At 43.6% G+C, this 25,236-nt stretch carries 31 protein-coding genes, 4 pseudogenes and 1 riboswitch; of the genes and pseudogenes, 12 read left to right on the forward strand and 23 right to left on the reverse strand.

The features are described from left to right. Nucleotides 1–55 precede the first annotated feature (55 nt). From rhuM (K6984_RS18355) to K6984_RS18370, 4 genes and pseudogenes are all read left to right on the forward strand, one after another. Entirely contained in the window at nt 56–178 is a 123-nt protein-coding gene (rhuM, locus tag K6984_RS18355; RefSeq protein WP_221896893.1) for a RhuM family protein, read from the forward strand. 208 nt (nt 179–386) lie between these two features. Beyond that, nucleotides 387–662 (forward strand): RhuM family protein, encoded by a 276-nt coding sequence (gene rhuM / locus K6984_RS18360; protein ID WP_221896833.1) that lies wholly within the window; start codon nt 387–389, stop codon nt 660–662. Between the two features lie 70 nt (nt 663–732). Further along, nucleotides 733–981 (forward strand): restriction endonuclease subunit S domain-containing protein, encoded by a 249-nt coding sequence (locus tag K6984_RS18365; RefSeq protein ID WP_230988171.1) that lies wholly within the window; start codon nt 733–735, stop codon nt 979–981. Nucleotides 982–1,215: 234 nt separating this feature from the next. Then, nucleotides 1,216–1,671: pseudogene (locus K6984_RS18370) on the forward strand (IS6 family transposase); the annotation flags it as partial. Between the two features lie 98 nt (nt 1,672–1,769). Here the strand turns inward: K6984_RS18370 and K6984_RS18375 are convergent. Beyond that, on the reverse strand, nt 1,770–3,122 hold the full coding sequence (locus tag K6984_RS18375) for an OprD family outer membrane porin (RefSeq protein WP_221896834.1): 1,353 nt from the start codon (nt 3,120–3,122) through the stop codon (nt 1,770–1,772). 255 nt (nt 3,123–3,377) lie between these two features. Continuing rightward, nucleotides 3,378–3,585, reverse strand: a riboswitch (cobalamin riboswitch). Between the two features lie 189 nt (nt 3,586–3,774). On the opposite strand from K6984_RS18375, the pseudogene K6984_RS31350 reads away from it, so the two are divergent. The 5 genes and pseudogenes from K6984_RS31350 to K6984_RS18400 all read left to right on the forward strand — a co-directional run. Further along, nucleotides 3,775–3,945, forward strand: a pseudogene (locus tag K6984_RS31350) (HNH endonuclease family protein); the annotation flags it as partial. Between the two features lie 563 nt (nt 3,946–4,508). After that, nucleotides 4,509–5,033 (forward strand): annotated as a pseudogene (locus tag K6984_RS18385) (Eco57I restriction-modification methylase domain-containing protein); the annotation flags it as partial. A gap of 65 nt (nt 5,034–5,098) precedes the next feature. Then, nucleotides 5,099–5,550, forward strand: a pseudogene (locus K6984_RS36370) (REP-associated tyrosine transposase). Nucleotides 5,551–5,583: 33 nt separating this feature from the next. Beyond that, nucleotides 5,584–6,291, forward strand: coding sequence for a DNA polymerase III subunit epsilon (gene dnaQ, locus K6984_RS18395; protein WP_420831684.1), 708 nt, complete (start codon nt 5,584–5,586; stop codon nt 6,289–6,291). Further along, nucleotides 6,279–6,959: a Crp/Fnr family transcriptional regulator gene (locus K6984_RS18400; protein ID WP_221896836.1), complete on the forward strand. Its 681-nt coding sequence runs from the start codon at nt 6,279–6,281 to the stop codon at nt 6,957–6,959. The genes dnaQ and K6984_RS18400 overlap by 13 nt, the downstream gene beginning before the upstream one ends. 31 nt (nt 6,960–6,990) lie before the next feature. Here the strand turns inward: K6984_RS18400 and K6984_RS18405 are convergent, their stop codons facing one another. After that, the gene (locus tag K6984_RS18405; protein ID WP_221896837.1) at nt 6,991–7,155 is read right to left on the reverse strand and encodes a hypothetical protein; all 165 of its coding nucleotides are present in this window, start codon (nt 7,153–7,155) and stop codon (nt 6,991–6,993) included. Between the two features lie 12 nt (nt 7,156–7,167). Between K6984_RS18405 and K6984_RS34155 the strand changes: the two genes are divergently transcribed. After that, a complete protein-coding gene (locus K6984_RS34155) occupies nt 7,168–7,290 on the forward strand; it encodes a hypothetical protein (protein ID WP_263458803.1) in 123 nt (40 codons plus the stop codon). Nucleotides 7,291–7,418: 128 nt separating this feature from the next. Here the strand turns inward: K6984_RS34155 and K6984_RS18410 are convergent, their stop codons facing one another. Further along, nucleotides 7,419–7,613 carry a hypothetical protein gene (locus tag K6984_RS18410; RefSeq protein WP_221896838.1) on the reverse strand — a complete coding sequence of 65 codons (195 nt, stop codon included), beginning with the start codon at nt 7,611–7,613 and terminating at the stop codon, nt 7,419–7,421. Nucleotides 7,614–7,772: 159 nt separating this feature from the next. Here K6984_RS18410 and K6984_RS18415 point away from each other — a divergent pair, with 159 nt between their 5' ends. After that, nucleotides 7,773–8,333, forward strand: coding sequence for a thioredoxin family protein (locus K6984_RS18415; protein ID WP_221896839.1), 561 nt, complete (start codon nt 7,773–7,775; stop codon nt 8,331–8,333). Nucleotides 8,334–8,397: 64 nt separating this feature from the next. On the opposite strand, the gene K6984_RS18420 is transcribed toward K6984_RS18415, so the two are convergent. Continuing rightward, nucleotides 8,398–8,739: a hypothetical protein gene (locus K6984_RS18420; protein ID WP_230988172.1), complete on the reverse strand. Its 342-nt coding sequence runs from the start codon at nt 8,737–8,739 to the stop codon at nt 8,398–8,400. A gap of 144 nt (nt 8,740–8,883) precedes the next feature. Between K6984_RS18420 and K6984_RS18425 the strand changes: the two genes are divergently transcribed. After that, complete coding sequence (locus tag K6984_RS18425; protein ID WP_221896840.1) at nt 8,884–9,033, forward strand: hypothetical protein; 150 nt, start codon at nt 8,884–8,886, stop codon at nt 9,031–9,033. 95 nt (nt 9,034–9,128) lie between these two features. Here K6984_RS18425 and K6984_RS18430 read toward each other — a convergent pair whose 3' ends face one another. The 19 genes from K6984_RS18430 to K6984_RS34165 all read right to left on the reverse strand — a co-directional run bounded on the left by K6984_RS18430 (nt 9,129) and on the right by K6984_RS34165 (nt 25,203). Beyond that, nucleotides 9,129–9,851, reverse strand: a complete 723-nt coding sequence (locus tag K6984_RS18430) for a cytochrome c1 (RefSeq protein ID WP_221896841.1) — start codon at nt 9,849–9,851, stop codon at nt 9,129–9,131. Between the two features lies 1 nt (nt 9,852). Continuing rightward, nucleotides 9,853–11,250, reverse strand: a complete 1,398-nt coding sequence (locus K6984_RS18435) for a cytochrome b (RefSeq protein WP_221896842.1) — start codon at nt 11,248–11,250, stop codon at nt 9,853–9,855. Continuing rightward, the gene (petA, locus tag K6984_RS18440; protein ID WP_221896843.1) at nt 11,247–11,846 is read right to left on the reverse strand and encodes a ubiquinol-cytochrome c reductase iron-sulfur subunit; all 600 of its coding nucleotides are present in this window, start codon (nt 11,844–11,846) and stop codon (nt 11,247–11,249) included. The genes K6984_RS18435 and petA overlap by 4 nt, the downstream gene beginning before the upstream one ends. A gap of 218 nt (nt 11,847–12,064) precedes the next feature. After that, nucleotides 12,065–13,144, reverse strand: coding sequence for a histidinol-phosphate transaminase (hisC, locus tag K6984_RS18445; RefSeq protein WP_221896844.1), 1,080 nt, complete (start codon nt 13,142–13,144; stop codon nt 12,065–12,067). Between the two features lie 10 nt (nt 13,145–13,154). Further along, complete coding sequence (locus tag K6984_RS18450) at nt 13,155–13,484, reverse strand: ASCH domain-containing protein (RefSeq protein WP_221896845.1); 330 nt, start codon at nt 13,482–13,484, stop codon at nt 13,155–13,157. 221 nt (nt 13,485–13,705) lie between these two features. After that, complete coding sequence (hisD, locus tag K6984_RS18455; protein ID WP_221896846.1) at nt 13,706–15,007, reverse strand: histidinol dehydrogenase; 1,302 nt, start codon at nt 15,005–15,007, stop codon at nt 13,706–13,708. A 6-nt stretch (nt 15,008–15,013) separates the two neighbouring features. After that, nucleotides 15,014–15,640, reverse strand: a complete 627-nt coding sequence (hisG, locus tag K6984_RS18460; RefSeq protein ID WP_221896847.1) for an ATP phosphoribosyltransferase — start codon at nt 15,638–15,640, stop codon at nt 15,014–15,016. Between the two features lie 15 nt (nt 15,641–15,655). Further along, nucleotides 15,656–16,921 (reverse strand): UDP-N-acetylglucosamine 1-carboxyvinyltransferase, encoded by a 1,266-nt coding sequence (murA, locus tag K6984_RS18465; RefSeq protein ID WP_221896848.1) that lies wholly within the window; start codon nt 16,919–16,921, stop codon nt 15,656–15,658. A gap of 6 nt (nt 16,922–16,927) precedes the next feature. Continuing rightward, on the reverse strand, nt 16,928–17,251 hold the full coding sequence (locus K6984_RS18470) for an STAS domain-containing protein (RefSeq protein ID WP_230988173.1): 324 nt from the start codon (nt 17,249–17,251) through the stop codon (nt 16,928–16,930). After that, nucleotides 17,244–17,723, reverse strand: a complete 480-nt coding sequence (gene mlaD, locus K6984_RS18475) for an outer membrane lipid asymmetry maintenance protein MlaD (protein ID WP_230988174.1) — start codon at nt 17,721–17,723, stop codon at nt 17,244–17,246. The genes K6984_RS18470 and mlaD overlap by 8 nt, the downstream gene beginning before the upstream one ends. Further along, the gene (mlaE, locus tag K6984_RS18480; RefSeq protein WP_221896897.1) at nt 17,710–18,492 is read right to left on the reverse strand and encodes a lipid asymmetry maintenance ABC transporter permease subunit MlaE; all 783 of its coding nucleotides are present in this window, start codon (nt 18,490–18,492) and stop codon (nt 17,710–17,712) included. Before mlaE ends, mlaD begins: the two co-directional genes overlap by 14 nt. A 2-nt stretch (nt 18,493–18,494) precedes the next feature. Next, the gene (locus tag K6984_RS18485) at nt 18,495–19,283 is read right to left on the reverse strand and encodes an ABC transporter ATP-binding protein (RefSeq protein WP_221896898.1); all 789 of its coding nucleotides are present in this window, start codon (nt 19,281–19,283) and stop codon (nt 18,495–18,497) included. 173 nt (nt 19,284–19,456) lie between these two features. Beyond that, the gene (locus tag K6984_RS18490; protein WP_221896849.1) at nt 19,457–20,887 is read right to left on the reverse strand and encodes an amino acid adenylation domain-containing protein; all 1,431 of its coding nucleotides are present in this window, start codon (nt 20,885–20,887) and stop codon (nt 19,457–19,459) included. Nucleotides 20,888–20,982: 95 nt separating this feature from the next. Beyond that, nucleotides 20,983–22,329, reverse strand: a complete 1,347-nt coding sequence (locus K6984_RS18495; RefSeq protein ID WP_221896850.1) for a hypothetical protein — start codon at nt 22,327–22,329, stop codon at nt 20,983–20,985. Next, complete coding sequence (locus K6984_RS18500) at nt 22,305–22,541, reverse strand: acyl carrier protein (protein WP_221896851.1); 237 nt, start codon at nt 22,539–22,541, stop codon at nt 22,305–22,307. Before K6984_RS18500 ends, K6984_RS18495 begins: the two co-directional genes overlap by 25 nt. Nucleotides 22,542–22,604: 63 nt before the next feature. Then, nucleotides 22,605–23,564, reverse strand: a complete 960-nt coding sequence (locus K6984_RS18505) for a Tim44 domain-containing protein (RefSeq protein WP_221896852.1) — start codon at nt 23,562–23,564, stop codon at nt 22,605–22,607. A 215-nt stretch (nt 23,565–23,779) separates the two neighbouring features. Then, entirely contained in the window at nt 23,780–24,829 is a 1,050-nt protein-coding gene (gene purM, locus K6984_RS18510; protein ID WP_221896853.1) for a phosphoribosylformylglycinamidine cyclo-ligase, read from the reverse strand. Nucleotides 24,830–24,918: 89 nt separating this feature from the next. Beyond that, nucleotides 24,919–25,047 carry a hypothetical protein gene (locus K6984_RS34160; protein WP_263458690.1) on the reverse strand — a complete coding sequence of 43 codons (129 nt, stop codon included), beginning with the start codon at nt 25,045–25,047 and terminating at the stop codon, nt 24,919–24,921. A 27-nt stretch (nt 25,048–25,074) separates the two neighbouring features. Further along, nucleotides 25,075–25,203 carry a hypothetical protein gene (locus tag K6984_RS34165; RefSeq protein ID WP_263458596.1) on the reverse strand — a complete coding sequence of 43 codons (129 nt, stop codon included), beginning with the start codon at nt 25,201–25,203 and terminating at the stop codon, nt 25,075–25,077. Between the last annotated feature and the right edge of the window lie 33 nt (nt 25,204–25,236).

Genomic DNA, 25,236 nt, shown 5'->3' on the forward strand with positions numbered 1-25,236 from the left:
GAAACGGAGCCAAAGCGAAGTGATGATTTTTAGTCCGTGGTAGGCGACAGAACCAATTGATGCCTCAAAACCATTTTTAGGCTTAACTAATTTTAAAGCTGAAAAACCTACAAAACAAGAAACACAAATAGCTAAAAATTATCTTAATGAACAAGAATTGGATGTTTTAAATAACTGAAGTTTCCCAATAATTATTTATGGTAGAATTGAAACTATGCTACAACTATATGAAAAAATAGTCTTTTCATTCGTTTCAAATGCTATTGCCTAAGGGGAATTAAGTAGGGGTTTGCTATAAACATGGCAAAACCACCTAAAATAAACCTCGATACACCAGCATTGTGTATTTCAGCTACTCAATAATTGGGAAACTTCAGTTAAATAAGATGGTAACGGCTTATCTGGATATTGCAGACTTACAAGCAACTAATAGAAAGCTAATGTATATGAATGACTGGATAAATAAGCTTGATGAATTTTTAAAGATGACAGGCTATGAAATCCTAGACCATGCAGGAAAAATAAGTCATAACCAAGCTATTGAAAAATCAAAAAAAGAGTATGAAGAATTTAAGGAAAGAACAAAAAATAATCTCTCTTTAGCTGAAAAGTATTTTATAAAAACAATAGATAATACTGCTAAAAAACTAAAAAATGGATAATTTAAAAAAAGTACCTGCATTGAGGTTTCCAGGGTTTTCGGGGGAATGGGGGGTTAAGAAGTTAGAGCAATTGGCAGATATTACAACTGGAAATAAGGATACTCAAAATAAAGTGAATGGTGGAGTATATCTATTTTTTGTTAGGTCTCAAACCGTGGGAAAAATCAATTCTTTTTCTTATGATGGAGAAGCAATATTAACATCAGGTGATGGCGTTGGAGTGGGTAAAAATTTTCATTATATAAACGGAAGATTTGACTATCATCAACGAGTTTATTGTATTTTTGGTTCTGTCGCAAACGATAAGTATTTGTGTTAAACTGGCTATAACCCTGTTTTTATGTCTCTCATGAAAAAAGCATCATGCAGGAGAAAATATTATCAACTCATCGGGATAATTGAATGGATAAGCCAGGTATGATCTGGTGTTCAGGAAAATAATTACTTAAGAAAATAGCACCATTTTTAGTTGAGCATGCAAACCTACTTTGGGTGAAATTAAATCTTATGATCGTAGGTAATAGGCTATTTTTGGGTTTTGGGACAGAACCATGAAACGTATATCAAAGTGAAGGGGCAGTGGATCTATTTATACCGAGCTGTTGATAGTCGCGGGGATACGCTTGATTTCATGCTTTCTGAGCGCCGTGATGAAGAGGCTGCAACCGCATTTTTCAAACAAACGATTAACAATAATGGCTTTCCTGATAAGGTCGTTATGGATAAAAGTGGCGCTAACTATGCAGGATTAGCCAACATTAACCTCTTGTTAATCCTCGCTTGGTTTGCCAATATGATCGACATATTACAGGTTAAATATTTGAATAACATCATCGAACAGGATCACCGCTTTATCAAAAAAATAACAAAACCGATGATGGGCTTTAAAGCGTTTCACTCGGCTCAAGCAACCATTGATGGAATTGAAACGGCACATATGATCCGAAAGGGGCAGTTGTCTGAGGAAAATATTCCTGCTTATAAGCAGTTTATGGCTTTAGCAGGATAGTTATGCCTGAAGACCAGGAGGTCTGCGCTTTTGATAATTATTGCGACAGAGCCACTTCATGCCCGTCATGGTGATAAAAAAGGTATTATGGTTAAGCACTAAAATTGAAAGCCTAAAATCACCCGCAACTGCTCGGTCACCAGATCGGCCTGCAAATCTTTAATATAGGCGTACATAACATCTACGGTAATCATTTGCTTATACTGGTAGCTAAGATAGGTATTTAATTCCTGGGTGTGAAATTCAGCGGCCTTTCCGCCTTGAAAATCGCCAGCAGCAACACCTATATTCATGTTTTTTATAAAGTATGGCTGGTATTCCAGATTAAATAACAAGGCCTGGGCATTTTTTGCACTCACTGCATCCAGGGTCATTTGCTCCATAGAAGTAAAAAAAGGTCCACCCCCGACACTATTTACAGCAGCTGACTGGCCGAAGTTCTTATTATAAGCGGTGGTAAATGATACGCCATAAGAGCTGATAGTGGCATATGCCCCAAGTGTGTTAGCATCAACCACACCTATCGACTGCTTGCCCACAGAACGTCCCAGATCAAATTGCCCTCCTAATTCATAGAAAATATAATCATTAAAGCTGTTCTGGTACGTGACATCAAGAAAGAAAATTTGCTGTACATCTTTAATATAGTAGTACCAAGCGCTAGCACTGATATAGCCCTGCTGATACTTTCCCCAGGCTATCCATGACTGCGCGCCAGTGCCACCAAATGCTTCACCGATATCAACAAAATCCGCTGCATTGCCATTATTTTCCCAGCCTTTAGCCGTGCGAATAAAACCACTGCCCAGATAAATCTCATCATTCAGGTGATAGTCCAGTAAGTAGGCCTCAAAAATATTCGGTAATAAGCGTAAGTCATCCTGATCCATATGCGGTGAATTAAAACGCTGAGAACCTAAATGTGCCTGAAAATCGGCATAGGATAAACTCATGACAGCTTCACCCAGGGTAATATAGCGGTTCTTGTTTTCGTCGAAAAAATCACCCTGAATTTCATCTTTATTGCCACTATTAAAACCTGGATTAATAGCGGTAAAGGCGCTGGCATGAAGCTTAAAATATGGCCCCCAGGAAATACCACAGCCTAGCTCACCGCCTAATCCATAGGCTTGTTGATTGCTAACGGTTTTGGTATGGGTCTGAATATAACCACCACGGATAAAACCATTGCAGCCATTATATTTTAAGCCATGTTTAATACCTTCTACGCGCACCGAATTATTGATATTGTACGGTTGGCCAGGCGATAGGTTTTCTTTGGACGGGATATCGGATTGAGTGCTTTGCTCTTCGGCAAAGGCAGTTTGCAGCATGATTAACACCAGCAACAAACTATAAAGATAAGCTTGCATATAATTCAATTTGAGAATGTAGGGCAGAGATGTGGTGCGGGTTTTAAGTCGCGATAATAATAAACTGAAGTTTCCCAATTATTGAGTAGCTGAAATACACAATGCTGGTGTATCGAGGTTTATTTTAGGTGTTTTGCCATGTTTATAGCAACCCCCTACTTAATTCCCCTTAGGCAATAGCATTTGAAACTTCAGATAATAATCTGTGCCTAAGCAAATAGATTGAATAATAAGAAAAGCGAATTGAAGCTAAGAAAAAAACAAAAAGTGGTCATGGTGGATGCCTGATTAATGTGCTCACCCGCACAAGTTTTATAGAGGAAACCTTTAGGGTTTCCTAGTCGATTTCAGGCAGGCCTCCGGGCTGATGAGCGGACATACTCCAGAATCGACACCTTCCCATTCAAAAAAGAACAGTGGTATAAAATAGACTTTTAACTCAATTACCGTTGCGGGGGGGCAGCGTTGGTTTTATTTGCGTAATGCACCAACTTCCCTTTTAATCTTGAAAAAACAAGACACCTGAAACGGCGCATTATACATTTGAGTGCAAATGAGAACAAGTCTTATTTGCATGATAGTAATGAAGGTACCCTGTAGGGCGTGGCTTTAGCCCGCCTGTAGTATTAGGCGGGCTAAAGCCACGCCCTACATTCATCTTTGGAAATTCCACAAACTAAACCCTGTGAAGTATATAATGAGTTTTTTATATTTGATAGATGAAAGTGATATGGCAAGCAATAATCAACAAAATATAAGTGCCAGCGAGCGCCTTGTTGCAGAGGCTCGTAAGCATCAAACAGACCGGGAAAAAACCTACCGCGGTCAGGCTCTGAAAATGTACCCCTGGGTATGTGGCCGCTGCTCCCGGGAATTTGCCAATGCCAACCTGAGTGAACTTTATCGTGCGCGCGGTAGATGAAATCTTAAAAACGGAATTTAAGCTAGCTAAAGGTTTAGCCGATACCAGCAAAACCACCATACAAGTTGAAGTTCCGGTGATTAAAGGGCGTGGTAAACACAAAGCCACCCGCCTGGAAAAGTCGATAAACAAGTACATAAGGTACAGATACTAGATCCTGCAACCGGCACAGGCACGTTTCTAGCTGAAACCATTAAGCATATTTACCAAGATTTTAACCCATCTTCGTCACTATTGATGATGTAGTTGTTATAAATCAATTGGTTGAAATTTTAAAAAGTAGCCAGTTGGCACTACAGATTTTGTGTTTTTGTATAAAACGTTGGATTTTTTAGAGTATTTTTGTCGCATGTAAATTACACTCAAATAATGATGATTTTTTTGACAAAAGTCAATGAATTTATCGACAAAAATAATATAAATGACACTACAAAACTTTCAAAAAAAACACCATTGATTTTAAAGAGAATTTTTCGACAAAAAATCGCTTAAACCGATGAATCAATGGCTTAGAAAGATGAAAGTGACGAAGATGGGTTAAAGGCCAGCAGGGCATCTGGAGCGGCTATGTAGAAGAGCATTTAACTCCACGGCTGAATGGCTTTGAGCTGCTGATGGCATCCTATGCGATGGCGCATTTAAAGCTGGACTTATTATTAAAAGAAACCGGATACACTGCCAAAAAACAGCAGAGGCTCAATGTGTTTTTAACCAATAGCCTGGAAAAAGAGCATCCTGATACGGGCACCTTATTTGCCACCTGGTTATCTAATGAAGCCAGCGAGGCTAATCGTATCAAGCGTGATGCACCGGTCATGGTGGTGATGGGTAATCCACCCTATGCCGTCAGTAGTAGCAATAAAGGTGACTGGATACAAGAATTACTTAAAGATTATAAAAAGGACTTAAACGAGCGTAATATTCAGCCGCTGTCGGATGATTACATTAAATTTATCCGTTACGGTCAGCACTATATAGACAAAAATGGTGAAGGCATACTGGCCTATATTTCTAATAATAGCTTTATCGATGGCATTATTCATCGGCAAATGCGCAAGTGTCTGATGGCGGGCTAAAGCCGCGCCCTACAGTTGGGCATGACAGGGCGTATCAATAATATTTAGGAGTAATTATGAGTTATCAGGATTTAACGATAGGGCGATACTCTGAAAGCGGGCGTGCTTATTCGTTGACTATGGTAACTGATAAGCGAATTCCGCATTTTGCCGATTTTGCAAAGGCACGTTATTTGATTAATGAAATGCGTGTGTTACATGAAACTGGATTGCTAGAATCATTAGCCTGGGTGTTGATGCCGGATCACTTGCATTGGTTATTAATTGTAAACAAGGCTGAGTTATCAGAGGTGGTGCGGATATTTAAGGGGAAAGTAGTTTTGATTTAAAGAAATCTTTTCGCCATAAGGGGGCGCTCTGGCAACGCGGGTTTTATGATCATGCCATACGCAAAGAAGAGGTTTTAAGAGCGGCTGCACGCTATATTGTGGCAAATCCATTACGAGCTGGGTTAGTGGAAACAATTGGTGAATATCCGCATTGGGATGCTGCCTGGGTGGTTGATTAAAGTTGGTGTAGGGCGTACAAAGAGGTTATGATTATGAGAAAAAAAGGCAGGCAGGTTGTTTTAGATACGGAAACCACGGGGTTAAATACTAAAGAAGGGCACCGGATTATCGAGATTGGTTGTGTGGAGCTAGTGAATCGGCGCTTAACTGACCGGCAGTTTCATATGTATATTAATCCAGAGCGGCATATTGATGATGGTGCGATTGAGGTACATGGTATCACTAATGAATTTCTACTCGATAAGCCTTTATTTAAAGATGTGGTCGATGATTTTGTCGATTTTATTCATGGCGCGGAATTGATTATTCATAATGCGCCGTTTGATGTCGGCTTTATCGATCATGAATTTTCTTTAGTAAATTCAGCTGTTAAAACCAAAGATATCTGTACCGTTTTTGATAGTCTGGTGTATGCCAGGAAAAAACACCCAGGGCAGCGTAATAGTCTGGATGCTTTATGTAAGCGTTATGGCATCGATAATAGCCACCGTGATTTGCATGGCGCACTATTAGATGCCGAAATTTTATCCGATGTTTATCTGTTAATGACCGGTGGACAGATTTCCATGCTGGATGACGATGATTTAACCGATGGTGCAACAGAGCATGTTATTCAGCGCCTAAGTAGCGACAGGCCGCCGTTGAAAGTAATTCAGTGTTGCGAGGAGGAATTACTTGAACATCAGAAAATGCTGCAATTGTTAGAAAAATCCAGTGGTGCCTGTTTATGGAATCAGTAAGTATTAAGGCTTTATGGAGCAGGCATTTTTCCGAGTTTATTCAAGCTGGAGAAGCAGGTATGAATAGCCTGATGGCATCGGTAAAATTAGTTGAACTCCCTGCAGGGCAGCAGGTTTTTTATCCGGGGGCTGTTTGTGAGCAGTATTTATTAGTTTTACAGGGCAGTGTTAAAGCGCAGATTATTTCTGAAGGTGGGCGAGAAATGTTGCTGTATCACGTTAGGTCCGGCGATTCCTGTGTGTTGACGACTTCATGTTTGCTGAGTGGTGATAATTATCCTGCTGAAGGGATTGCCGAGGACCAGGTGCTGGCTTTTGCGATTTCTAAACATGCCTTTTACCGCTGTATAGAGCAGTCTGCATTTTTTCGTGAGTTTGTGTTTAAAAAGTTTTCAGCGCGCTTATCGGATGTGATCGCGCTGCTAGAAGATGTGACTTTTAGCGCAATTGATACGCGCTTAAGCAAGGCACTGCTAGCAGAAGAATCAGCCGTTATCAGCTACACTCACCAGGAGCTGGCCACTAAACTGGGCTCAGCTCGTGAAGTGATTTCCAGGCATTTAAAACGCTTTGAGGCGTATGGCTGGGTTAGTCTAACTAGAGGTACGATTACTTTATTAGACATTGAAGCTTTAAGAACTGGAGTTTCCCAATTATTGAGTAGCTGAAATACACAATGCTGGTGTATCGAGGTTTATTTTAGGTGGTTTTGCCATGTTTATAGCAAACCCCCGCTGTCAGCCCCGGACGGGCTGATAGTCTCCAGAAGGCGCAGGGAAATTTGCCAATCCGAAGTGCGCGATAGCGCGCGAGGGAGGCTAAAATTTTATCCCGAATAGCCGTAGAGCCATTTGTGGTAGCCATGACTGAGCTGCTTTGTGCTCAGTCTGTGGCGGACGCAGGGCGGCTGGAGCATCTCCTATTCGCTGCGTAGGTGAACGAATTACGGCGACAGGAGTCCCGGAATTTCGTGAGGTAGCATGGCGCGCCTGTACTTAATTCCCCTTAGGCAATAGCATTTGAAACGAATGAAAAGACTATCTTTCTCATATAGTTGCAGCATGGTTTAAATTTTACCATAAATAATTATTGGGAAACTTCAGTTTAAGAAAAGGCGCCGATAAATACTAATGTACAGCGGTTTCCTTGGCGCGTTCCGTATCTTCTAATTGTTCTTTAACGACAAATCTGACGATGGTAAAGCCAATTAAGCCACCGACTAAACAAGCCATCAGTAATGGCATGGCAAATGGTATTTCGTGATGGTCGCGCATATTCATTTGAAACATGGTAGAAAAAATATTCAGAAAAAAATCAATCATAGTTCACCCTTTTATTATAATGCGCTAGAGCGCGGAATGCTGACTTGAACAACAGCGTGACCATATATTAGAGTATTATGAAATGTTTATCAGTGACTATGTCACATTGGTGAGTAATTTACTGGGTTTTTAACAATATTAATTTTTAGAGGGTTTATTATGGCAGCAACACAATCAAATATGATGCCTTTAGGCACAACAGCACCTGAGTTTGGTTTGCCCGATACCATGTCGGGACAAGAGTTAAGCCTTGCCAGTCTGCAAGGAAGTGAGGGTACGCTGGTGATGTTTATCTGCAATCATTGCCCGTATGTGATTCATATTAAAGAGCAGCTGATCGCGATAGCGCGGCAGTATGCTGAGCTGGGGATTAATACTATTGCGATTAGCGCCAATGATGTAGAAAATTATCCTCAGGATGCACCGGATAAGATGCAGGCATTAATGGCCGAGTGGGGCAATCCATTTGCAGCGTATTTATATGATGAAACTCAAGCGGTGGCAAAAGCCTATCAAGCTGCCTGTACACCGGATATTTTTCTGTTTGATAAAGATCTGAACTGTGTGTATCGGGGACGGCTGGATGGCTCGACACCCAAGAATGATGTACCATTAACAGGAGAAGATTTACGCTGTGCTCTGGACGCACTGTTAGCGGGCAAGCCTGCTATCGAGCCACAGACTCCCAGTATTGGTTGTAATATTAAGTGGAAAACTTAAATCAATTAGGGCGTGGTTTTGCCCGCTTATGGCGGGCTAAAGCCATGCCCTACAATATTCAGACTTACTTAATGTCCTCTGGGCGGCAATCTCCAGGGCAGAGGAATTTGCCCACTGGGCGCAAAAATGTATAGGTGGCAGGGACAATAATAAATACATCGGCTACGCGTTCAAATGCGTCATGCGGTGGTGCTATTGAGCTGAGCGCTGTGAATGGTGAGAAGACAATAAATAATGCTGTCCCTGTAATAGTTGCAGCCAGGCCTAAGGGGCGTGTGATTAAAATATCAGCGGGCACAAACCAGGGGTTGTAATCTTTTGATTGGGGTGTTGCTTTAGTTTTAGCGTGTACCGGCTGGATAAAGAAAAAACAGCTGAGCAGGCTGAAGAGTATAAATTTTTTCATGATAATTTTTGGCTAACAGGCGCGCCATGCTACCTCACGAAATTCCGGGACTCCTGTCGCCGTAATTCGTTCACCTACGCAGCGAATAGGAGATGCTCCAGCCGCCCTGCGTCCGCCACAGACTGAGCACAAAGCAGCTCAGTCATGGCTACCACAAATGGCTCTACGGCTATTCGGGATAAAATTTTAGCCTCCCTCGCGCGCTATCGCGCACTTCGGATTGGCAAATTTCCCTGCGCCTTCTGGAGACTATCAGCCCGTCCGGGGCTGACAGCGGATGAAAAAAAGCGCTAGTTCGTGAGAAGTAGCGCTTTTTTTGTTTCTGCAAAGATAACTACTTTAGGTAGCTACACTTAAATAAGGCGGACTAAAGTCCGCTCTACATTAGCTTAGTGTATGTCTTTCCAGTATTCCTTTTTCAATAAGTAGGCGATTACACCAAATAAAAGGATAAAGAAGAGCACATATTTACCCATGCTTTGGCGCTCTACTTGCGCTGGTTCACCGGCATATACCAGGAAGTTCACTATATCATTAACTGATTTATCGAATTCTTCAGCGCTCATAGTGCCGGGTTTTTCGAGTACCAGTTCAGTAATGACTTGCTGGTCGTCAACGGTCTCAAAGACTGCTGTCTGCTTACCTTGAAGTTTCCATAGTGGATTAGGCATACCCACATCAGGAAATATAGCATTGTTAACACCCAGAGGTTTATTGGGGTCAGCATAAAAACTTCTTAAGTAGCTATATAACCAGTCAGCGCCTCTTGAGCGGGCAATCAAAGATAAATCAGGAGGGCGAACACCAAACCATTTTTTAGCATCATGGCCGTTCATGGCTGTGAGCATTTTGTCATAAATACCCGCTCTTTCTGGAGCAACTTTATCTAAAATTTCTTGCTGCTCTACTCCAAAATCATCCGCTAGATTCAGATAGCGAATATATTTAGTTGAATGACAACCTAGGCAATATTGAACATAAAGGTGAGCTCCATTTTCTAAGGAATCTTTATCAGTTAAATCTATATCCGCTGAGTCCAGGTCCATCCCCCCTGAAGCAAATGCTCCTAGTGGGATCAAGGTTAATAGACAGATTTGCAATAATTTTTTCATATTAGTCCAGGCTCCTTATGATTTTTCTTCCAAGCTTGCTTAATTCGTGAGCAATGCCAGAAGCATCGGGTCGTGTATGCATGACAGTGTGCCCATCTCTGGTTTCTGGCACATCGTGGGTCATTGCTGCAAAAGATTGCTTGATTGCCGGAATTCGATCTTCAAGACCGGGTTCTTCATTCACTCGCTTAGGTAAAGGTTTCGGTCTTTCCCAGCGGGTATAAATTGGCATCAATAAGAAGAAAGCGAAATATATCGCGGTAAGAATTCGTGCAAAAATGGTGGCTCCAGCTGTAGGCGGTTGCATACCCAGGTAGCCTAATCCGATAAAGCTAATCACGAATAGAACGATTGCTTTTTTGTAAATACCACCACGATAACGTATTGAGCGTACTGGGCTACGGTCTAACCACGGTAGCAAGAATAAGACGACAATCGCACCGCCCATGGCAATAACCCCTGCAAATTTATCCGGTATCGCTCTTAAAATTGCATAGAAAGGCGTGAAATACCAGACCGGTGCAATATGCTCAGGCGTGGCTAACGGGTCAGCCGGGATAAAGTTGGCATGTTCCAGAAAGTATCCACCCATTTCAGGCATATAGAAAATTACCGTAGCAAAAAAGAACATAAAGACGGCTACGCCGACGATATCTTTTACCGTGTAGTACGGGTGAAAAGGAATGCCATCAACCGGGTGTCCCCATGGGTCTTTGGAATCTTTTATTTCAATGCCGTCAGGGTTATTTGAGCCGACTTCATGTAAGGCGATAATATGCAAGAATACCAGCATTACTAAAATCAGCGGGATAGCAATCACATGGAAAGCAAAGAAGCGGTTTAAGGTCGCATCAGAGATTACGTAGTCACCTCTTACCCATAAGGATAAATCATCGCCTATCACTGGAATAGCGCTGAACAATGAGATAATGACCTGTGCTCCCCAGTAAGACATTTGACCCCATGGAAGCAAGTAGCCCATAAAGGCTTCAGCCATCAGAGCTAGAAAGATCAGCATACCAAAGATCCAGATCAGCTCTCTAGGTTGTTTGTAAGAGCCATAAATCAGCCCACGGAACATATGCAGATAAACCACGATAAAAAAGGCAGATGCCCCCGTGGAGTGCATATAGCGCACTAGCCAGCCCCATGGGACTTCGCGCATGATATATTCTACAGAGTCAAATGCTAGGCTGGCATCAGGCTTGTAGTTCATGGTCAGTAATATGCCGGTAATAAACTGGTTTACCAGCACTAATAATGCAAGTGAACCAAAAAAATACCAGAAGTTGAAATTTTTCGGCGCGTAATATTGCGCCATATGATCATTCCATAGTTTGGCCATTGGAAAGCGACGGCAAACCCAGCTAGTGCAATCATTTAAGTAATTTGATTTCATGTGCTTGCCTCCGAAGCATCTTCACCGATCAGAATAAGCGTGTCAGTAATATAATGGTGGGGTGGTACGTCTAAATTGGTAGGAGCTGGAACGCCTCTGACGACACGCCCCGCTAGATCAAACCCTGAACCATGACAAGGGCAGAAAAAGCCGCCATTCCATGTGGGACCTAAGTCATTAGGAGCAATTTCTGGCCGAAAAGTAGGCGAGCAGCCTAGATGGGTACATAAGCCTACAGCAATAAAAATTCCCGGTTTTATAGAGCGAAATTCATTTTGACTGGACTCTGGTTGGATAGACTCTAGTGAATCAGGGTCTGCTAGCTTACCAGTGTCAGTTGCTAGAATTTCCAGAACTTCCGGAGTACGGAAAAGAACCCAGACTGGCTTGCCACGCCATGCGGCACGAATTAGTTGACCGGGTTCTATCTTGCTTATATCAATTTCTACTGGGGCTCCAGCCGCCTTAGCCTTGGTACTAGGCTGCATTTGCGCCAGAAATGGGACGGCAATATAGCCGGTACCCACTGCACCCACGACAGTTAAAGCCGTGGTTAGAAATTGGCGTTTTGAATTGTCGACGCCTTGTTCGCTCATGTATAACGCTCCTCGAGGTGATTATTTGTAACTTTTTTATTTTATTATCGGCTCAATGTTACATGAGAGCCGCTGTATTTTGAAGCTAGTTTTAATAAACTTTTAGTATGGCTTTGTTTTTTTATAGCTTAACGGTGTGTAGGGCGTGGCTTTAGCCCGCCTGTTAAGGTACTCCCGAAATATAGGCGAGCTAAAACCACGCACTACATTATTGCAATTTATAATGCATTTTTTAGTGCTTTAATAAACGCACCGTTTTCATCTGGTTTGCCGATTGTGACGCGTAAACAGTCACTCAGCAGACCTTTTTTGGGGGATAGGTTTTTTATTAATATGCCTTGCTTTTTTAAGGCATTAAAAATATCGGTCGCCATATCTTTAGCGGTTCGGAAAAGAATAAAATTTGCAGCACTTGGACAAGGCCTTATGTCTTTCAGGGTGCTTAATTGCAGAAACATTCGCGCGCGTTCCTGGCGTAAAGTTTTGGTTTGTGTGGCAAACATCTGCGGATGGTTTAAGGCAAATTCAACGCTGCACTGGGTCAGGATATTGATATTATAAGGTAATCTGGCTTTGTTTAACTGGCTGATAATAAAATTACCCCCAGTAATAAAACCTAAACGCAAGCCTGCCAAGCCGAGCTTGGAAACCGTGCGCATAACCAGTAAATTTTTATATTTTGACAGGTGCTGGATAAAGCTACAATCAGTAAATGGCGCATAGGCTTCATCAATAACTACTAAACCCCTGGCATGCTGGATAATTTGCTCGATAGCATCGCTATCAAATAAATTCCCGGTGGGATTATTCGGGTAAGCAAGAAAGATAATTTCGGGTTGCTGTGTTTTTATTGCGGCCAGGGTAAGGTTTATATCCAGTTCAAAAGTGTCAGCTTGTAAAGGGATGCCCTGGTATTTTAAGCCCAGACATTGTGCAACTTGCTTATACATGACAAAACTGGGTTCTGGTGCCATGACTGTCGCATTGGCAGGTAAGGCCATCAGCAATAGCTGGATAATCTCATCTGACCCATTACCTAATAAAATCTCACTGTCGGCAGGAATCTGGTTATAATCTTTTAGAATACGACAAAGTGTTTTGGCTTCCGGGTCAGGGTAGCGATTAATTTCTGCATCATGAACGATTTTTAACCATTCAGCTTTAATTTCTTCTGGCCAGGTATAAGGGTTTTCCATCGCATCAAGTTTTACATATCCGCAGGCATCGGCAACTTTATATGCAGTGAGCGCTCTAATTTCTGGGCGTATTACTGTAGATATAAGCTCTTGTTCATTCATGGGTAAATGCTTAATCAACACGCTTGAAGTGGTGTACCCAGACTGGTGCAGATTCATTCCATTGCATGCCTTTATGCATTTTTAGAATCAGGTTTTTATACATTTCCAGATTGGGGTAACCTTCCGCCTGAGCTTCTGCATCACCCATATCGCCGATAGTTTCACGGGTTAAGTCAGTGATAATAAATTCCTGTCCTTCCAGGGTAAAAGTTTCATTCGGGTAGGCATACACACCATCACGGCGCTGCTGGGTTTTTCTGCCGCTAAGTGCAGCTTCAACTAATTTAGGGTGGGTTACCAGGCGCTCAATGCCACAGGTTTTTTCAGGTAGATCGGTCATTATTCTTCTCTTGTTGTATTATTTTCAGTTTCCGATGCTAGAGCACTACGACCATTAAGTTAAGAGCTAAAGCTATTTTAAACAATGTGTTATATCGTATGCTGGGTTACGTTTTTATTAATGCGCAAAAAATATAACCCAGTCTACAAAGTAATTCATTGATTTTAAAATAATAAGTCCTTAAGTTTATGAAGCAATGTTCTAGCGTTGGGAGATATGTGTTATTTTAGTCTGTATTCTGCAGAACGCGCATGCGCAGTTAAGCTTTCTCCGCGAGCTAATACTGATGCTGTCTTACCTAGCGTATTAGCACCTTCAGCTGAGCAGAAGATCAAACTGGAGCGCTTCTGGAAGTCGTAGACACCTAGCGGCGATGAAAAGCGCGCTGTACCCGATGTAGGCAGTACATGATTCGGTCCTGCACAGTAATCGCCTAATGCTTCTGCAGTATAGCGCCCCATAAAGATAGCGCCGGCATTTCGGATATGTGCGCATAGTGCTTCCGGGTCAGCTACAGATAACTCCAGATGTTCAGGGGCAATGGTATTAGCTACTTCAGCAGCCTCTATTAATGACTCTGTTTTTATCAGTGCGCCGCGTGTTGATAATGAAGCTTTGATAATTTCAGCACGCTCCATTTCTGGTAGTAATTTTTCGATACTTTGAGCAACGGCATCAAGAAAGTCAGCATCATCTGATAATAAGATAGCCTGGGCATCTTGATCATGCTCGGCCTGAGAAAACAAATCCATCGCAATCCAGTCTGGATCGGTTTTGCCATCACAAATTATCAGTATTTCAGAAGGCCCCGCAATCATATCAATGCCTACCTGGCCAAAGACCAGCTTTTTTGCCGTGGCTACATAGATATTACCTGGGCCGACAATTTTCTCTACTGCGGGAATACTTTCTGTGCCATACGCCAGAGCAGCAACTGCTTGTGCTCCACCGATGGTAAATACGCGGTCTACACCTGAAAGATAAGCGGCCGCCAGGACAAGTTCGTTGGTATGACCCTGTGGTGTAGGGACCACCATAATTAGCTCGCGTACTCCGGCTACTTTTGCAGGAATAGCGTTCATCAATACTGACGAAGGGTAGGAAGCTTTGCCTCCTGGGACATATAAGCCGGCACGGTCTAGTGGGGTTATTTTTTGACCCAGTATCGTGCCATCGGCTTCGGTGTATTGCCAGGACTCCATTTTTTGCTTTTCGGCATAGGCTTGCACGCGGTTTGCAGCGGTTTGCAATGCGTCAGCTTTATCTTCCGGCAGGCTATCCCAGGCGGCTTTTAATTGCTCTTGAGTAAGTTCCATTTCAGCAGCGTTTGTCAGTGAACATTGGTCAAACTGATTGGTGTAATCGAGTACGGCCTGGTCGCCCTTGCTACGAACATTGGCAATAATATCCAGGACGCGCTGGTGTACCGTATCGTCTGAACTTTCCTCAAAGGCTAGTAGTTGTTGGAGTTGCTGCTGAAAATTGGCATCAGAGCTATTTAAACGAGTGATAGTTTGCGTCATAGTGATTTATCTTGCTGCAATTGTTTTTTCGAATTGATCCAGTAAGGGCTGGATAATCTGGTGCTTCATTTTCATCGAGGCTTTGTTGACCACTAGGCGTGAGCTGATATTCATAATCAATTCACGTGGCTCCAGACCATTAGCCCTTAAAGTATTGCCGGTATCGACCACATCGACGATACAATCGGCTAGGCCAACGATGGGTGCCAGTTCCATAGCACCATAGAGTTTAATGATTTCAGCCTGTATGCCTTTGCTGGCAAAATAGCGCTCAGCTGTTTTGATGTATTTAGTTGCTACGCGTACGCGCCCAGAAATATCTGGCGCATTAGTGGGTGCTGCTGTCATTAGTTTGCAGCAAGCGATATTCAGGTCGATAGGTTCGTATAAGTTGTCCGACTCATGCTCAATCAGCACATCTTTACCGGCAATACCTATATCTGCAGCACCATACTCGACAAATGTAGGCACGTCGGTGGCACGAATGATAACCAGTTGTACATCGGCATGGTTGGTTTTAAGAATCAGTTTACGACTGGTTTTTGGATCGTCCAGTGGAACGATGTCGGCATCTGCCAATAAGGGCAGTGCCTCGTCATAAATTCTGCCCTTTGAAACGGCGATAGTTAACATGAATAAAAGCCTGTATTAGCGTGGAATGCGGCGTATAGTTGCGCCGAGCTGGGAAAGTTTCTCTTCGATATGATCGTAACCTCGATCTATATGGCAGATACGATCCACCAGCGTTTCGCCTTTACCGACCAGACCGGCAAGTACCAGGCTTGCGGAGGCGCGTAAGTCTGTTGCCATCACAGGGGCAGCAGTCAGGCTATCTACTCCGGAGCAAATGGCGGTATTGGACTCAAGTTTTATATTGGCACCCATACGCTGCATTTCCTGAACATGCATAAAACGGTTTTCAAACACGGTTTCGGTAATGGTGCTAAGGCCTTCAGCAATGGCATTCATGGCCGTAAACTGTGCCTGCATATCGGTTGGGAACGCGGGGAATGGCGCGGTTCGAATAGAGACTGCTTTGGGGCGCTTGCCCTGCATATCCAGCTCTATCCAGTCCTCGCCAGTGGTGATTTGTGCACCTGCTTCGCTAAGCTTATCCAGCACGGCATCGAGTAATTTTGGCTGGATTTTATTCAGCCGGATTTGTCCGCGAGTCATCGCGGCAGCTACTAAATAGGTGCCTGCTTCAATACGATCCGGTAGGACATTGTAGTGCAGGCCCTCTACTCCCAGGCGCTCAACACCTTCAATTTGCAGGATATCTGAGCCTATGTCGGTGATTTTTGCACCCATTTTATTGAGGAAGTTAGCCAGGTCATTGACTTCAGGTTCGCGAGCTGCATTTTCAATAATGGTTACACCTTCTGCCAGAGTCGCAGCCATTAACAGGTTTTCTGTGCCGGTAACGGTGACTTGCTCTAATACTAGGCGACAACCTTTCAGGTGCTTGGCTGTGGCATGAATATAGCCATTTTCTACTTTAATATCCGCGCCCATTTTAATCAGACCATTAATATGTATATCGACCGGGCGCGCTCCGATGGCACAACCACCGGGAAGTGAAACATCAGCTTGACCAAAACGTGCTAATAAGGGGCCTAGAACCAGGATTGATGAACGCATGGTGCGTACCAGCTCGTAAGGCGCTTCAAGTTTATTGATGGTACTGCTATTGACTTCAATATTCAGCTTTTCATCAACTGATAATTCTACACCCATGCAGCCTAGTAATTCCATGGTGGTGGTAATATCATGCAAATGCGGAATATTACCTACCAAAACTGGCGTATCGCTGAGCAGGGTCGCAGCTAAAATCGGTAGCGCAGCATTTTTAGCGCCCGATACCGTCAGTGTACCAGTCAGTTGTTTACCACCAGTAATGAGTAATTTATCCATGGGTGTTTATTGGGTCGTGGAGTTAAATAAGTTGATTTCAGCAATATCGCAGAGCTTAGCCAGGGCCGAGAGTTGCGCGGGAATATGTTCAAAGCTGAGTTCTGTTTGCAATGTGCGTGCTAATCTGATCCATTCTATAAGCAAAGCTAATCCTGCGCTATCAATTTTACCTAGTTGCCGTAAGTCTATTTTAATCAATGCAGGTGATTGCGCAAAATTTAACATCTTTGCACTGTTTTTATTAATGCTGCTGAAAGTCAAGTCACCCTTAATGAGATAGTGACCCCGTGCAGTTGAGAGAATTTCTATCGCGGACATTGAGCTATTCATCTTTATCCGATGGATTAAACAGAAACTGGCTAATAAGCCGCTCCAGCACAAGCGCTGACTGTGTAAGCTCGATACTGTCGCCTTGCTGTAAAAAATCGTCCAGGCCGCCAGGGCTTAGGCCGATATATTTATCACCTAGCAAGCCTGAGGTCAGGATGCTCGCCGAGGTGTCGCTAGGCAGATTGTTATAACGCGCATCAATGCGCATGGTCACCAGCGCATCATAATTTGCAGTATCGAAACTGATTGCTGTTACACGGCCTATAGGCACTCCAGCCATAGACACCAGTGCCTTGCTTTTTAGGCCGCCGACATTGTCAAAGTGGGCGTTGAGAGTATAGCTGCCATTATCTTGCAAGTCGCTGAAATTACTGACTTGCAGAGCAAGAAAGAACAGCGCAGCAATGCACAGGCTAACAAACAGGCCAACTAAAATTTCTATGGATTTGCTGTGCATATTAGTTTGCTCCATACATAAGCGCAGTTAATAAAAAATCAAATAGTAGAATGGCAAAAGCAGAGTTGACTACGGTACGAGTAGTGGCGCGACTAATGCCAGCTGAGGTAGGTGTTGCATCATAGCCTTCAAACAGGGCAACCCAGGAAACCAGCCAGGCAAAAATAATGCTCTTGATAATGCCATTAATAATATCTTCATGAAAATCAATCGCACTCTGCATTTGTGACCAGTAAGAGCCAGCATCTACGTTGAGTAATTCCACGCCGGCCAGATATCCGCCCATGACCCCGATAGCACTAAATAAGGCGGCTAATAAAGGTAGGGATATAAAGCCGGCAAAAAAACGAGGTGCAATAATATACTTTAACGGATCTATTGCCATCATTTCCATCGCGGAAAGTTGCTCGGTTGCTTTCATTAAGCCAATTTCTGCAGTTAGGGCAGAGCCAGCGCGCCCGGCAAATAATAAGGCGCTAACCACTGGCCCTAGTTCTCTGACCAAAGACGCTGCGACCATAACTCCTAGAGCGGACTCGGCACCAAAAGTTGATAAGGTGTAGACTCCCTGTAATCCGAGAACCATGCCGACAAATAGTCCGGCGATTGCAATCAGCCAGAAAGTCAGTGCGCCGATATTGTAGAGCTGTTTAATCAGTAGGCTAGGGCGGCTTAATGTGTAGCCCAGTCCGCTAAGTATCGCCCACAAAAAAAGGCTGCTGCGGCCTAATTTTGCGATAAATTGTAAACTGGAATGCCCCAGTGACTGGAAGAATTTCATAATGATTAGGGGCTGTCAAGCAGGTCATCAGCGAGGCCCGGTGCCGGGTAATGAAACGGCACCGGGCCATCGGCTTTACCGTGCATAAATTGTCTAACCCACTCTGAGTATGCATTGTAAAGTTCTTTGGGCGTACCTTGTCCGGTGATTTTTCCTTCCGAAATAAGGTAAATATAATCCGCGATAGTCGCTGTTTCCTGCACATCATGAGAAACAACGATGCTAGTTAAATGTAAGGTTTGATTCAGTGTCTGAATAAGTTTGACCAGTACCCCAAGGGAAATCGGGTCTTGTCCGGTAAAGGGCTCATCATACATGATCATTTCAGGATCCAGTGCCAGCGCTCTTGCCATAGCCACGCGCCGCGCCATGCCGCCAGATAGCTCGCTAGGCATTAGCTCTCTTGCCCCGCGTAAGCCTACTGCATTGAGCTTCATTAACACCAGGGTGCGTATCATCGATTCGGGAAGCTGGGTATGCTCTCGGATGGGAAAGGCAATATTGTCGTACACGGACATATCGGTTAATAACGCGCCACTTTGAAATAGCATGCCCATTTGCTTGCGCAGCTGATACAATTTAGCCTGGGATAGTTGGTGTACGTTTTGCTGGTTAATTAAAATTGTACCGCTATCCGGTTGCAGTTGCCCTGCGATCAATTTTAATAAGGTGGTTTTTCCAGTGCCACTTGGCCCCATGATCGCAGTAATTTTATGCGGCTGGATATCCATAGAGATATCATCAAAAATTTTTCTGTCGCCACGTGAGAAAGTTAAATTACGGATGCAAATCATGGGAATATATTTATTAGCGCCCCGAAAAAATAGACTATTATAGTGCAAACAAGTGTTTACAGCTATTTTAAATCCTTAGTGCGTTGCATCAGATTGATCATGTTATGAGTCATTAAAGAGTTAGCGAATAACGGAGGTAGTTGTTTTGGCCTATGGCGGAATGCAGGAGTGTATCAAAATAACTTTTGTACTGACGGATAATCAGTTTTGCCGTTAGATAAAGTGGGTAATGTATCCAGCACTAAAAATTTACAGGGCTGCATATAAGGGGGAAGTTGCTGACGTAAGGGCTTAATTGTTTCCGCGAGGTTCGAGCTGCTTTTTAAAACGATTGCAGCAGCAGGACGCTGGCCACTGGCCTGATCTTTAATACCCACCACTGCACTATTTTGCACGCCGTTAAGCTGGTTGATACATTGCTCTATTTCAGCGGGTTCTACTCGGTAGCCGGAGCATTTTAACATGCGATCCAGGCGGCCATGATAGAGCAATTCGCCTTGCACATTTAGCGAGACTTTATCGCCCGTCGGGTAGTATTGTGTAGTCTGTGGTTTAAGCTGGCCCTGTTGCCAGTAGCCGGAAAAATTATTTAGGCTATCAACTAAAAGCTCAGCTGTCACAGGGTCGATGTCTAATTTTGCGGCACCAGCTGCACGCCCTATAGGAATAGTATGGTCGGGGCTTAAGCGCTGACGCTCAACTTGCCAGTAACAACAAACATTGGTTTCGGTAGGACCATATAAATTATACAGTGCTGTATCAGCCAGTAAATAAGCTAGTTTGATTAAATTCTGACTAGGGAACACTTCACCGGCAAATAATAAGCGTTTTAAATGAGGTAAGGGGGTTGTTGCTAATGCGCCTTTAAGGGCGACAAAGCTCAATATAGAAGGTACTGTGTACCATATTGTTATTTTATGTTCGCTTAGCCAGGCAGTTAAACGACTAGGCGACAAGCTAAAGCGTGCGGGGAGAAAATACACGCTTGCACCCGATGCCAGGCTACTGAATAAATCAAAAATAGATAAGTCAAAATGAAATGGAGCCAGGCTGGCAATGCGGTCTTGCTGATCCAGTTTAAAAGTATAGCTCGCCCAACTGGAAAAATTTAACAATGCCTGATGACTTAATGCAACGCCTTTAGGTTTGCCCGTAGAACCTGAGGTATAGAGTATGGCGGCAAGGTCGGTGTTATTGGCTTGGGGGGGGGTATGGATGTGCACGTCGTTTAAGAGTAGCTGGCTTATATCCAGCCACAGGTGTTTGTTTTCTAGCCAGTCAGGAGCTGAGCCTCGGCCGATAATAAAGCTGGGCCGGGCATCGTGGATAATAAAGTTTAAGCGTGTTGCAGGGTTTTTAATATCCAGTGGCAGATAGATTGCGCCGACATGTAACACGCCATAAATACAGCTTGCCGCATCAATGCCACGATCCAGGGCAATGGCGATACACTGATCTTTTACGTGTTTATTGGTTAAGAAAGTTGCTATTTTTTCTATACGCGTTTTAAATTCCGCATAACTGATGCTTGTGTTTTCTTCAATAAGCGCGGAGTTATCAGGCGATTGATCGCATTGTTGAAAAAAAGGGCTAATGATATTCATGTGGCAGTAATGAGGTCGTGGCTTTAGCCCGCCATTCTTGTATAGCGGGCTAAAGCCACGACCTATAGTTCGATTAATTATTAGTGTTTTGAGATCTACTCTGTCAATAACTCTTCCAGCACATTTTTATGCAATGCCTCAATCTGCTCTTCAGTAAACAAAGGTTCGATAAAATTGTAACTCAGTGTTAATTGCTGGTTAAATTGGCAGCTTAAAAAGGCAATGGCGGGCGGGCTGCTAATCTGGCACAGGTGATAAATTTTTGTAATATCGGAGTTAAAAAAAGACGCATTGGATAAGTTCACATTGCCGATATCAGAAAACCAGAATGAGCTACGATCAGTGCCTGTGCGCATAGAGTTACGTAGTTTTTCTCCGTGTTGCGCTAAAGACAACCAGCTGGCTGCCCACATAATAGGCAGAAAAGCATAGTCGAGCTTCTCGCGTATGGTGTTTGTGTTTTGTTGTTTTAAATGCTGAAAAAGGGCGGCTCTGTCCGGTAATAGTGATTTCGGTGCCTGGGCAAATAAGGGGGCAACATGATTGCTTAGCAAAGGGCTTAACGCTTTGTTCCTGCGTAAATTGAAGGCGTATGGCGTGCAATATGCTTCACCAGCCTGGTCAGGGTTCATCTTATTCAAGGCGCGCATAAAGCAGCCTATATAATATAAGCTGCCCCCGGTTAAGCCTACGTGTTGTCGGTTCAGTTTATTAATGGCCTGAGTTTGCCCGATGCTAAGTGTGAATGTTTTAAAATTTAATTGTTTGGGGGCTTTGCTGGTATCGGCATGAATAATACTTTGTAGTGTATCAAGCTGGCTAATATAGCGTTTAGCTTTAATAAACATGAGCACTTTTTGCCACCATCTATATTTAGCTAACTGCTGGTTTACTAGCGGCTCAAGTTTAGGAAAATCAAATTGTTTCCGTTGCTCTGCATCATCAGTACAGAGGTACCTTAAAATTAAATCAGCTCCTTTGGCATCGCAAAAAGGATGAATCCAGCGCATTAAGAAAGTGTTTTTATTGGCACTTTGAATAAGGTGGAATTCCAGGGCTGGAATGGTTTCGCGTGCTTGCAGGTGATTAAGTAATTGCTGTACCGTTTGATGATGAAACTCTGCTTCGTTTGAGCTGTCGGTAGTTTTGTGTTGATGAAATAAGGGGTGCTTATGTTCGCGTTGGCACCAAAAGAAACGCTTGCCACGCTGCTGCAAGCTGGCAAAAACCAGTGGAAAACGCTGGCTAAATTCGTGAATGCGTTGCTCTATGGCAGTACTATCAGGCGCGCTAGCAAGCTCTAGGGCAAAGCCACACTGACTGCCTGGCATGTTTTCCTGGCGGATTTCCTCATCCATAGCCAGGGTAAAGCAATCAGAAGGGTTGAGGATCTGGATAATATCGTCAGTGGCGGTGCTCATGTTTTGTGCTGCAGTATCCACTGTTCCAGGGCGTTAAATGAATTGACATTATCAGGGTCAATTTCAGAGTCAGGAAGGGTGATATTAAATTGTTCTTCTATATGCATAATCAGGCGCATAATCCCCATGCTATCCAGACCTGCTTCCAGTAAGTCATCATCATCAGAAAATTTATCCGGCTCTGCGACAAAAATAAGTTCGTTAAAAATAAATTCGCGTAGTTGTTGTTTCATATCAGCGTGCTGGTAAGTTTCACTGTGTTGTGCGAGAGGGAAAAAGGTTCTATACAGGTGTGGCTAATCTTCTAGCTGTTGCAAACCATCCAGATACCATTTAGCCTGCATGCTGTTTTTTGGTTTGATAAAAGTCCATACTTCACGTACTTTCTCTGGATGGGCGCTGATATCTTCACGCATCAGGGAGTCAAATAGGACCACGGCTTCCAGGTCAGTCCCTATTTCCCGGACTTCCAGTAGTTCAGCTTCAACTTTTAAGACATCTGTATGATTCTCGCTAGGCAAATTGCGCAACTGTGCCTGAATTTCGGCAAATACCTTGTCAGTCGTCAAGCCACGAATTTCAGCAAGGTCTCTTTTGTCCCAGGCAGCTTGTAGCATTTTAAATGCCCCTTTTGCACCTTCCAGGAAATCCTGTTCATCGAAATCTTTGGGTAATACAATAGCATCCTCAATCAGCTTTTCGTCAAGCTGGTCGTTGTCTGTATTGAAGTTTGTCTGAGTCTTGCTGGAAAATATATCGGTATCAAAGTCGGCAGTCTTTGCAGGTGTAGTATTTGCGCGCGGGTAGTTGCTAGATACAGGCTTCGCATGCGTGTAACCTGCATAATTATTGCGGCGACTTATAGGACTTCTGGCTTTAGCAGCGAAGAGCTTAAATAGCAGGTAGGCAATTCCACCAAAGACCAGGATATCCATAAAGTTAAAGTTCTCAAACGCACCGCCAAAAAATAGCGAACCTAATAAACCGCCTAGTGCCAGGCCTCCCAATAAGCCCATTAGGCCTCCACGTCTAGACATGGTTTGTCGGGCTGATTGGTTTTTATTATAAGCCTGTTGCTGGCTGGGTGTTTTTTTCGCTGGGCGGGATGCTTTGCGAGAGTATGACTTATTGTATTTTGACATGCTGCCAAATGAGCGGGCACCGTCAAAACGCTTGGCTTCAGCATCGGATATGCCTGCAAAAGACAGGCTGGCTGTAATAATAATGGCTAAAAAGAAGCTGGATAATTTATTCATAGTGACCCGTAGGTAATTTATTGTCTATAAAACATGTTATTAATATATGGCCAATTACTTAAAAAACCTGAAGTTTCCCAATTATTGAGTAGCTGAAATACACAATGCTGGTGTATCGAGGTTTATTTTAGGTGGTTTTGCCATGTTTATAGCAAACCCCTACTTAATTCCCCTAAATGAATATTTGCGGAAAAAACAGCGGACTGAAGTCCGCTCTACACCGCGTGGTAATTTACTTGCTTTTGATTTGGCGAATTGACAATTTCACCGACGCTAAAAGCTTGCTCACCTTGTTCAATTAAGCAGGCGATAGTAGCTGCTTCATCCTCTGCTGCAACACAGACTATCATGCCGATACCGCAGTTAAATGTAGTCAGCATATCCGCCTGGGTGATATTTCCCTGCTCTTGTAGCCATTGGAAAATAGCTGGAAACTGCCAGGCATTAAGATTGATGCTGGCACTTATGCCTTCAGGTAGTACGCGCGGTAAATTCTCGGTAATGCCGCCACCGGTAATATGCGCCATGGCATGCACGGGCACTTGTTTAATTAGTTCCAATAGCGACTTAACATAAATGCGCGTAGGTTCGAGTAAGTGCTCGGCTAGGGGCTTGTCATCCAGTGTTTCAGTCAGCGGGATATTACTACGTTCTATCACCTTACGAATTAAGGAATAGCCATTTGAGTGAGGGCCTGAAGAGGCTATGCCGATTAATTTATCACCCGCAGCGACCTTGCTACCATCAATAATTGCCGCTTTTTCTACAATGCCGACACAGAAACCAGCCAGGTCATATTCACCATCTGCATACATACCCGGCATTTCGGCAGTTTCGCCACCGACTAAAGCGGCTCCTGCCAGTTCGCAACCTTTACCGATACCTTCAATAACGGCGGCAGCGGTATCGACATCCAGTTTACCGGTAGCAAAATAATCCAGGAAAAAAAGTGATTCAGCGCCTTGTACGATAATGTCGTTAACACACATACCAACCAGGTCTATGCCGACTGTATTGTGTGTATTGAGATCTATGGCAAGTTTAAGTTTTGTGCCCACACCATCAGTACCAGACACCAGAATAGGCTGTTTATAACGCTCCAGGGGCAGCTCAAACATCGAGCTAAAACCGCCCAGGCCAGACATAACGCCAGGCGTCCGGGTTTTTTCCGCAATTGGCTTAATGCGCTCGACAAGTGTATTACCTGCCTCTATATCAACGCCTGCACTTTTATAGTTTAAGCTCTCTGGTTTATGTTCGCTCACAAGGGTACTCTTAACAGTCAAAATAAATTATAGTGAGCGCTTATTGTACAAGACAAACTAAGGATACGAAATTGCTTATCAGGTTTTTATTACTTTCGCTGAAAATCAGGGAAACGGAGCCTAAGCGAAGTGATGATTTTTAGTCCGCGATAGCCGTAGGGCCGTTGTTTTGTCGGAGTCTGAGCGTTAGCGAAGGTGGAGACAAAATAAAAGGCCATCCGACACGGCGTCAAGTCATTTGGAGCCTATGTTCCGACCCCTTGTTGGGTCGGGACGAGGTGACGAGGACGAATCGGGGCCGCCGGAGGCATAAGTGGTCGCGTTAAGTTTTTGCTGCTTGCTTGGGCTGGGATGCCCAAAACAAGCTTTCGCAAAAATAGCGACTCCCCGCATTGCTTGCTTAATAC

The organism is Bathymodiolus japonicus methanotrophic gill symbiont (genome assembly GCF_019721995.1).
Classification (GTDB): Bacteria; Pseudomonadota; Gammaproteobacteria; order Methylococcales; family Methylomonadaceae; genus Methyloprofundus.